The sequence below is a fragment of the Polaromonas sp. P1_E1_2 genome (assembly GCF_056406035.1).
This window is the reverse complement of record NZ_JBFUAZ010000113.1, coordinates 1-9,061: the sequence shown is the minus strand read 5'-3', so window position 1 is coordinate 9,061 and position 9,061 is coordinate 1. Positions and strand designations below refer to the sequence as shown.

Below are 9,061 nucleotides of genomic sequence, written 5' to 3'. Positions count from 1 at the left end.
TACCTTGGTCGATGCAGCGAGCTATGCCGCGCTCTCAGGCGAGAACGAATACCAGCGCGCCTTCTACACCGAAGCCGAACTCAAAGCTGGCACCTCCGCGTTCGTGATCTTCATCGAGAGCGAATCGCAGGGGCGGCGTCGCTTCACACGCACCGTATCTCCCACCAAGCCCGCTCAGGCGGATCAAAAGAATCCGCTGCACCGGGCCCTGGAGGCTGCCATTCACTTCCATCTGAACCCCTGAGAAGGTTGCATGGCGAAAACATGCTTCGCTTCGGTGGCAGCGTGTTTCGGTTGTGCGTGGTCGTGCCAATGCCGTTGAGTTGCCCCATCTCTTGATCGAGTCCGATGGGATCACGATCAGTGATGCTCTCATCGAAACGCGGATGCATTGCCAGAACGCAGGCGATGGCGCTGCCGCTGACGATAACAACCTGTTGTGTGGATGTTGCGCGTTCGTACTGCGGGCTTTATTCATTACACAGTGGAAGCGCCGCATCCTACAGGCCAGCACAAAACGGGGCGGTATTGTCGCCGTACAGCGACAAGCGATGTAAGGCGCAGGTGTGTTGTGCAACGGTGTGTATGCCGGGTCAACAGCGCTGCATGCCACGCCGTTGAACACAGGCTACGTGATAACAATAATTTCCATCATCCATCCATTCAAAGGACTCTCTCTCATGAACAAATTGCTCGCTACTCTCATTGCTACCCTCTTCGTCGGCATTGCTTCTGCACAAACACCGGCACCTGTCGAATCGTCCACGCAAACGGCTCCGGTTGCTGGCAAGGCTGAAGCCAAGGCCGACAAGTCTGTCGCAGCCGCCGTGAAAAGCGAAGCCAAGGTAGACGCCAAGGCCGATGCCAAAGTGGTGAAGGCTGAAGAGAAAGCCGCGGCGAAAACCGCCAAGGCAGATGCCAAGGCCGCTAAAGCGAAGGTCAAGGCCGACGCCAAGGTTGAAAAGGCAGACGCTGACGACAAAGCCAAGGCCACCACCAAAGCTGAAAAGGCCACCACCAAGGCAGATGCCAAAGCAGCCGGCGTCGCTATCGATGCCAATGCCAAGGTTGATACCGTGAAGGCCAAAGCCGCCGCCGACAAGGCCAACGCTGCGGTCGATACCAGCGCAGTCAAGGCAGAAGCCAAGACCGACGTCAAGGCAGCCGGCACCAAGTAAGCGGCAACGCGGGTCAAATACATACCCGCTGATCCAAAAAGACAGGCCGAGGCCTGTCTTTTTTTTGCCTGTCTCCTTGTGACCGCACGCGTCGCAGCCCTTCCTTGTCCCTTGTCGGCGCATTCCGACTTTCCAGGGCTCCAGTGGCTGTCACTGAGGAGCCTCGCCTGCCTCGAGCATGGATCTTTTGACACCAGGAGAATCTCATGCATATCATTCTTGGCGGAACAGGACACGTCGGCTCGGCGCTGGTCAAACGCCTTATTGGTGCGGGCGAGCCCGTCACCCTCATCACCCACGACCCCAAAAAATCCGGCCGGGTGGGCAAGACCAAACACGACGTACCCCAACGGGCGAAGGTCGCTGTTGCCGACGCCCACGATGTACCGTCGCTGCGCAAAGTCTTCCAGCAGGGCACGCGACTTTTTCTGCTTAATCCGCCGGCGGCTCCCTCCACCGACACCGATGCCGAAGAGCGCAGCACGGTGACGTCCATCATTGAGGCACTGCAAGGTACACGCTTCGAGAAGATCGTGGCCGAGTCCACCTATGGCGCCCAGCCCGTCCAGCGCGCGGGCGACCTCGGCATTCTTTACGACATGGAAAAAGCCCTGGAGGCACAGGCTGTGCCGTTCAGCGTGATACGCGCGGCCTACTACATGAGCAACTGGGACGCGGCGCTGAAGACCGCGCAGGATGAAGGTGTGATCGACTCCATGTACCCGGCGGACTTCAAGCTGCCCATGGTGGCGCCGCAAGACCTGGGTGAGTTCGCTGCGCGCCTGATGACCGAGCCCGCCGGCAAAACCGGCCTCTTTCATGTTGAAGGGCCAGAGCAGTACAGCGCAGGCGATGTTGCCGTGGCCTTTGGAGAGGCGCTGCAAAAACCCGTCTCGGTGCGTGTTGCGCCGCGCGAGAAATGGGAAGAGGCCTTCAGGGCCATGGGCTTTTCAAGTGCTGCGGCCAGATCGTATGCGGCAATGACAGGAATCACGCTGGACCGGCATTACACCGTGCCCGATGCACCTGTCCGCGGTCGCACCTCGCTGCGCGCGTATGTGCAGGCGCTGGCGGGCGAGCAACGCGGCTAGCGCGTTACCGCGGCGGTCTGCTGGCTCAGCTCAGCGGCTTGTTCACGAACTCAATCACCAGCCCCCGCGCCGTCACGGTGATCCGGTCAGGCTGCACGCCCATGCTGGTGGGCAGTGCCAGGTCCTGCGGGTTGAGCGAGTGCAGCACAACGCCCTGCAGCGCCTGCTCGGCCAGCTGCGGGCCATAGCCTGATACCAGCATCGACGCCTGCGGCGGCAGGCCGTCAAACTGCAGCGTGTTCACGCGCAGCTGGTGCGCGCGTATCGTCATGTCGCTGGCTTCGTAGCGCAGCGCAAAGTCCAGGTCAAAGGTGCCGGGGTAAGCACGCTGCAGCGCCGGGCCGGCGGCTTCCACCGCCATGGCGGCGCCCAGCCGGTTTTGTTCGGGTAGCAGGCGCAGCTGCGGTGCCTGCACGGTCATGTCCAGCAGGCCGTTGGCGCGCTTGCGCACCGGAAAGCGTTTGGCCACCGCGTCCTGCAGCTGGGCCATGCTGACGGTGTAGCTGGGCTGGGCCTGTGCGCCCGRCAGGGTGAAATACACAGCTCCGCCCAGGCACAGCCGTGCGGTGGTGGCGAGAAGCAGTCTTCGTTTCATGCTTGTTGTGTCCTTTCAGTGCAAGAGCCATGATGCGTCGGGTGCCCCGCCACGCGTGTCATTCAAAAGCCCGTGTCGGGGTCGGCGTCCAGCCGATGGCGATTCAAGCGGCCGGGCGGCAAGAGGGCGGATTTCATATTCCTGTATGGTCGGCCTGATGCGAATGCTTTTGACCTTCCTGCTGTTTCCGGCCGCCACGCTGGCGACGGCACAACCCACCAAGGGCGAGCAGGATGCGTTGGCCCTGGCGATCAGGTCGCAGCGTGTCCTCAATGAATACGCCATCGGGGCCATGGAGCCGGAGGCCATGAAATACGCCCAGCGGCTGCGCCTGACCCAGGCCGCGCTGGACGGGCAGCGCAAGCAGTGGCCTGCGGCCAAGGAAGGGCCTGATCCGTTTGATCAATTCCGGCCTTGCAAAAACGGGCTTGAAAAAGCGTCTTACCTGGCCAGCCTTTCCGGCATGAAGGCGGTCCGCGCGCTCGATGACAAGGTTTTTCATGCTGAGAAGGCCAAGCTGCAGAAGCTTCGCGCCGAGTGCGATGCGCTCGTCAAGCGCGCTAACGCTGAACGATAAGGCAGAACGGTAAGCCGGCCCGCGGTTGAGCCGCCTCAGCGGCCCACCACCGACCAGCCGGCTTTCTGGTTGGTCTTGTCGTTCTCATATTCCCAGGCCGTACCGCAGCGGTCGCACTTGTAGCGGGTGATGGTGATCAGCCCGTGACGGCGGGTTTCATGGCGGGGGTTGCCCTGCACCAGTTCCGGGTGGCCCGGCGCCTTGCGCCAGTTGCGCTGTATGCCGGCGCAGGAGTCGCACAACTCCATTTTCTTGAGTTCACTGGCGCGGTTGGGGTCTTGGGTCATGGGCTGCTTTGGAATCGGTTGTTGACCCCGATTGTCGCCGGTGCGGGGCTGCGCAAAATGAGGCGACCCTGTTGGCGCTGGGGCGATCATTTGACCGGCTCAGGYAGCAGGCCTATTCTTGAATTGCCCAGTCACTTCATTCGGGAGATACATCATGTACAAGCGAATTTTGCTGGCTTACGACGGTTCCCAATCGGGCCAAAAAGCGCTGCTGGACTGCCGCGAGATCGCGCAGTGGAGCGGGGCGGCATTGACGCTGATTGCCGTCACCCCCCTGCAGCGGCAGGTGGTCGCCGCTGAAGGCGTAATCTATGAACAAAGCGTCGCCGACCAGGACAGGGAAAGATACCAGGGCATCCTCAACGACGGCTTGCGCCAGCTGCTGGAGTCAGGCCATGAGGCTGGGGGCGAGGTGCTGTACGGCGAAACCGTCGATGAAATCGCGAGGTACGCCAAACAGATAGACGCCGACCTGATTGTGGTCGGCCACAAGCACCTCGAAGGCTGGGCCGCACGCTGGTGGCGCGGCTCGGTCTCCAAATCGCTGATCGCGCAGGCGCCCTGTAGTGTGCTGGTGGTGATTACCCGCTGAGGCAAGGCGCGGGTCCGGTCCGCCCCAATCGGCCGGTCAACAAAAGGGTTTCCAAAGAGGGCTTGACTTAGAGCGCGCTCGAAGTTTTACAGTCCCCACATGACTACCGCTCCCACCGTCTCTTTAAGCATCGCCGAAGCCGCGGAAGCCTCCGGCCTCAGCGCCTACACCCTGCGCTACTACGAGCAGATCGGCCTCATCGCCCCCATAGGCCGGCGCAGCGGCGCGCGCCGCTACAGCGACGCCGACATGCGCTGGCTGGAGTTCCTGGTGCGTCTGCGCGCGACCGGCATGTCGATGCGCGACATGCAGCGCTATGCCCAGCTGCTGCGCAAAGGCAATACCGCCACCAGCCTGGCCGAGCGGCAAACCCTGCTCGAAGAACACGCCGCACGCCTCGAAGCCGGGATCCGCACCCAGCGCGAAACCCTGCAGTTCATTCGCAAAAAAATCGGCCTGTACGAAGAGCTGCGCGCCGTGCCCAAACGTGCGTGAATCCACCCAATCCACCCAATCCACCCAATCCACCCAATCCACCCCCAACCAACCCTTCAACCCAAGGCAACCCATCATGATTAAAACCCGAACCCTCGGCCGCAACGGTCCCGCCATCTCCGCCATCGGCCTCGGCTGCATGGGCATGAGCGACTTCTACAGCAACCGCGACGACGCCGAGTCCGTCGCCACCCTTCACCATGCGCTGGACCGCGGCCTCAATTTCCTCGACACCGCCGACATCTACGGCCCGCACACCAACGAGCTGCTGATCGGCAAGGCCATCGCCGGCCGCCGCAAGGACGTGTTCATCGCCACCAAGTTCGGCATCACCCGAGATCCGAACAACGAAAGCGCCCGCGGCGTCAACGGCCGGCCTGAATACGTCAAGGCCAGCTGCGACGCCAGCCTGCAGCGTCTGGGTATCGACCAGATCGACCTCTATTACCAGCACCGCGTCGACAAGACCGTGCCCATTGAAGACACCGTCGGCGCCATGGCCGAGCTGGTGAAAGCCGGTAAGGTGCGCTATCTGGGTTTGTCCGAAGCCTCGGCCGCCACGCTGGCGCGTGCCTGCAAGGTGCATCCCATCGCCGCGCTGCAGAGTGAATATTCGCTGTGGACGCGCGACCCCGAAATCACCGGCGCCCTGGCCGCCTGCCGCGAGCACGGCGTGGCCCTTGTCCCCTATTCGCCGCTGGGCCGCGGTTTCCTGACCGGCGCTTTCAGCAAACCTGAAGACCTGCCTGCCGATGACTATCGCCGCAAGTTCTCGCCCCGCTTTGCCGAAGACAACTTCAAGCGTAACCTGGCACTGGTCGATGTCGTCAAGCAGCTGGCCGCAACCAAAGGCGTCACCGCATCGCAGGTCGCGCTGGCCTGGGTACTGGCGCAGGGCGATGACATCATTCCCATCCCCGGCACCAAGCGCCGCAGCTACCTCGACCAGAATATCGCCGCACTCGACGTCACGCTGAGCCCGGCCGAGCTGGTCCAGCTCGACAAGGCCTTCCCGCCCGACGCCGCCGCGGGCCTGCGGTATCCCGCGTCATTTCTGGGTACGGTCAATGCGTGACACAGGCTGACATCCTTACGGGGGCAAGACAACGGACTCCGCCTGCGCTGAACCCGGGCCGTAAAGTTCTATTCAGTGAAGCGTCCCGGTTCTGTGTTCCCGCTGGTCAAAAGTCCCTCTTCGGCCGATGATTCTGTAAGGCCGGTGCAGCGAAAATTCTGGGGTTGTTGTATCGTACAACAATACGATGTATCATTAAACGATACATATGTATTTGCCTTGCTGTAAAGGCCTGGCCTAACTTCATGGAGCTTCAGAATGGGAATCGCACTAACTTGTCCCCGCCGGTTGCTGGCGGCTACTGTGGCTGTGACGCTTTCGGGTATGACGTCAGCTGCCGATTTACGGATCGGATTCAAGGCCGAAGTCACTTCTGCCGATCCCCACGTTCTGGGCGCCGCCAATCGCAGCGTCTGGATGAACGTCTACGACTCGCTGATTGGCCAGGATGAAAAGCTGCATCCTGTTCCCCAGCTGGCCTTGTCGTGGAAGGCGATAGATGAAAAACAATGGGAATTCAAGTTGCGGCCCGGCGTCAAATTTCACAATGGTGAACCGATGACGGCGAACGACGTGAAGTTCTCGCTCGACAGGGCCAAGGCGCTGACCGGCCCCCGAACGTACAAGACCTACTTGAGGACGATCGACAGCGTCCGGGTGCAGGACCCGCTGACGGTCATCATCAAGACGAAGGAATCCGCACCCACGCTGCCTGAAAACGTGGGCATCGTGGCCATTCTCCCGAAAGGAAGCGGTGGGGAGATCAAGGAGTCGGACTTCGAGACCGGAAAGGCGGCGGTGGGAACCGGTCCTTTCAAGTACGCAGGGCTCATTCCAAGCCAGCAAGTGACCATGACGCGCAACGACGCGTACTGGGGCGCAAAACCGGCCTGGTCAAAAGTGACTTATCAATTCATCCCGAAAGAACCGGCGAGAGCGGCGGCAATGCTGGGCGGCAGTGTCGATGTCATTGACGGAGCTGCCGGCGGTTTGAGCGACACCTTGAAGAAGAGCGAAAAGGTGTCTGTGGTTTCCACAACGTCCTATATGTTCAACCACCTGCACATGGACCAGTTCCGGACGGTTTCGCCTTATGTCGCCGGTAATGACGGTAAACCACTGGCCAGGAATCCGTTCCAGGACAAACGCGTGCGCCAGGCGATCGCGGTGGCCATCAACAGGGATGCCATTAACAAGTTCGTCATGAAAGGCGATGCGGAACCGGCGACGCAAATTGTTCCTGCCGGTTTCTTTGGGTACGAGCCTGCGCTGAAGCTTCAGCCCGGAGACACGGCGCGGGCCAAAGCCTTGCTGGCCGAGGCTGGCTATCCATCCGGATTCAGGGTGGTTTTACATTGCACCAATGACCGGTACCTCAACGACGCACGGGTCTGCGAAGCCATTGCCCAGATGTTGACCCAGGCGGGAATAAAAACAGACGCAAGGACGCTCCCCTACGCCAACTTCGTTACCCGAGCGACAAGCGGCGGGGCCGGTGGTGAACCCGAATTCAGCCTGGCCATGTTTGGCATCGGCGCGATTCTCGGTGATTCGCTGGAGCCATACACCGCCGTTATCCAGACCTTTGACAAGGCCTTGGGAACCGGAGCCAACAACTATGGTCGGTACAGCAACAAGGAATTTGATGCAGCGATCCGCTCGGCGTCCAAAACATTGAACGACAAGGAACGCGAAGAGCTGCAGCGAACGGCCGCAAGGCTTGCCGCCGAGGACGTTGCCATCGTACCGGTGCATAACGCGAAGGCGGCATGGGGATTGCGCAAGGGCCTGAGCATGGTCCCGCGAAGCGACGGATACACGATAGCCAGCGGCATCAAGGACGCAGCTTCAAAGTAAGCAGATTCACGAACAAGGCGGTGGCGCGTGCCCGGCCGTGCCAGATCAGGGAAATAAATGAAAGACTCGACGTTCAGCAATCTTGCTGTGGTGATTGAACGCAACGTGATGGTGCCGATGAGGGACGGCGTGAGGCTCTCGACCGATATATATCGCCCGAGACAGGAGCCGGGAGAAGAGCCGAAACCGTTCCCGGTCATCATGGAACGCACTCCCTATGGGAAGCACCTTGAAAGCCGCACCGAACGCGAACCAGGGAGCACGCGCCCCATGTCGCGTGAAGAGGTGGCAACGTATTTTGTGGCCCAGGGTTATATCGTTGTGTACCAGGATTGCCGCGGCAGATACGGGTCCGAAGGAACATTCACGAAGTATCTGAGCGAGGCCAACGACGGCCATGACACCTGTGACTGGATCGTGCGGCAGCCCTGGTCCGACGGCAGGATCGGGACCAAGGGCCTTTCCTATGCGGCACATACGCAAATGGCCCTGGCATCTACCGGTGCACCCGGCTTGATGGCCATGTATGTCGACTCCGGCGGGTTTTCAAACGGCTATCAGAGCGGCATCCGGCAGGGCGGCGCGTATGAGTTAAAGCAGGCGGCCTGGGCTGTTCTCTTCGCATCGAGCATTGCCCAGCGGTCGGAAAATACGGCCGTCGCCAGCACCCTGAAGAATATCGACGTCGACGACTGGTTCAGAAGAATGCCGTGGCGCCGTGGAAACTCACCGCTTTCGGAAGCACCGGAATATGAAGAGTTTCTCTTCGATCAATGGGAGCGTGGTACGTTCGATGCGTACTGGAAGCAGCCCGGAATTTATGCGGAGGGTTTCTACCATCACCTCAAGAACGTGGCGACAGTCCATATGTCTTCCTGGTATGACGTCTATACGCGCACCGCAGCCGAAAATTACGTCAGCCTCAAGAAAATCGGCGCTCCGGTAAAGCTCGTTTTTGGTCCGTGGGTGCACGGAAACAGGTGGTTGACCTATTCAGGCGATGTGGATTTCGGCGAACAATCCACTTTTGGCCATCACGTGGCCGCAAGCTTTCTTGAGGCCAGACTTAAATGGTTTGACCACTGGCTCAAAGGCCTTCCGGCCGCTGAAGGCAATGCCGATGTCAGGCTGTTCGTGATGGGCGGCGGCTCCGGCAGAAAAAACAGCGAGGGACGTCTTGACCACGGCGGTACCTGGCGTTCCGAGCAGGACTGGCCGATTCCGGATACGCGGTGGACGCCCTACCATTTTCACGTTGATCGTTCGCTGTCCCCCTCTCTTCCAGAGAGGCATCACGGCGCGCTGGCGTACCGG

General features: G+C 60.7%; 11 protein-coding genes. 9 read left to right on the top strand and 2 right to left on the bottom strand.

All coding sequences use genetic code 11. The annotated features are described in order from the left end of the window. The 3 genes from AC1D1P_RS07995 to AC1D1P_RS07985 all read left to right on the top strand — a co-directional run. Nucleotides 1-244: hypothetical protein (locus AC1D1P_RS07995; RefSeq protein ID WP_477672619.1), on the top strand; the 244-nt coding region annotated here is incomplete at its 5' end. A 436-nt stretch (nucleotides 245-680) separates the two neighbouring features. Then, nucleotides 681-1,178, top strand: coding sequence for a hypothetical protein (locus AC1D1P_RS07990; RefSeq protein WP_477670522.1), 498 nt, complete (start codon nucleotides 681-683; stop codon nucleotides 1,176-1,178). Nucleotides 1,179-1,384: 206 nt separating this feature from the next. Then, a complete protein-coding gene (locus AC1D1P_RS07985) occupies nucleotides 1,385-2,269 on the top strand; it encodes an NmrA family NAD(P)-binding protein (protein ID WP_477670523.1) in 885 nt (294 codons plus the stop codon). A 25-nt stretch (nucleotides 2,270-2,294) separates the two neighbouring features. On the opposite strand, the gene AC1D1P_RS07980 is transcribed toward AC1D1P_RS07985, so the two are convergent. Beyond that, nucleotides 2,295-2,864: a DUF1439 domain-containing protein gene (locus AC1D1P_RS07980; protein WP_477672618.1), complete on the bottom strand. Its 570-nt coding sequence runs from the start codon at nucleotides 2,862-2,864 to the stop codon at nucleotides 2,295-2,297. A 163-nt stretch (nucleotides 2,865-3,027) separates the two neighbouring features. Here AC1D1P_RS07980 and AC1D1P_RS07975 point away from each other — a divergent pair, with 163 nt between their 5' ends. Continuing rightward, on the top strand, nucleotides 3,028-3,441 hold the full coding sequence (locus tag AC1D1P_RS07975) for a hypothetical protein (protein ID WP_477672617.1): 414 nt from the start codon (nucleotides 3,028-3,030) through the stop codon (nucleotides 3,439-3,441). A gap of 35 nt (nucleotides 3,442-3,476) precedes the next feature. Here the strand turns inward: AC1D1P_RS07975 and AC1D1P_RS07970 are convergent, their stop codons facing one another. Further along, nucleotides 3,477-3,728 carry a hypothetical protein gene (locus AC1D1P_RS07970; protein ID WP_477672616.1) on the bottom strand — a complete coding sequence of 84 codons (252 nt, stop codon included), beginning with the start codon at nucleotides 3,726-3,728 and terminating at the stop codon, nucleotides 3,477-3,479. A 154-nt stretch (nucleotides 3,729-3,882) separates the two neighbouring features. Here AC1D1P_RS07970 and AC1D1P_RS07965 point away from each other — a divergent pair, with 154 nt between their 5' ends. The 5 genes from AC1D1P_RS07965 to AC1D1P_RS07945 form a co-directional block, all read left to right on the top strand. Further along, nucleotides 3,883-4,320 carry a universal stress protein gene (locus tag AC1D1P_RS07965; RefSeq protein WP_477672615.1) on the top strand — a complete coding sequence of 146 codons (438 nt, stop codon included), beginning with the start codon at nucleotides 3,883-3,885 and terminating at the stop codon, nucleotides 4,318-4,320. A gap of 99 nt (nucleotides 4,321-4,419) precedes the next feature. Then, the gene (locus AC1D1P_RS07960; RefSeq protein ID WP_477672614.1) at nucleotides 4,420-4,815 is read left to right on the top strand and encodes a MerR family transcriptional regulator; all 396 of its coding nucleotides are present in this window, start codon (nucleotides 4,420-4,422) and stop codon (nucleotides 4,813-4,815) included. A gap of 76 nt (nucleotides 4,816-4,891) precedes the next feature. Further along, the gene (locus AC1D1P_RS07955) at nucleotides 4,892-5,890 is read left to right on the top strand and encodes an aldo/keto reductase (protein ID WP_477672613.1); all 999 of its coding nucleotides are present in this window, start codon (nucleotides 4,892-4,894) and stop codon (nucleotides 5,888-5,890) included. A gap of 258 nt (nucleotides 5,891-6,148) precedes the next feature. Then, on the top strand, nucleotides 6,149-7,747 hold the full coding sequence (locus AC1D1P_RS07950; protein WP_477672612.1) for an ABC transporter substrate-binding protein: 1,599 nt from the start codon (nucleotides 6,149-6,151) through the stop codon (nucleotides 7,745-7,747). Nucleotides 7,748-7,804: 57 nt separating this feature from the next. Continuing rightward, nucleotides 7,805-9,061 (top strand): CocE/NonD family hydrolase (locus AC1D1P_RS07945; protein WP_477672611.1); only part of this gene is annotated, 1,257 nt, incomplete at its 3' end.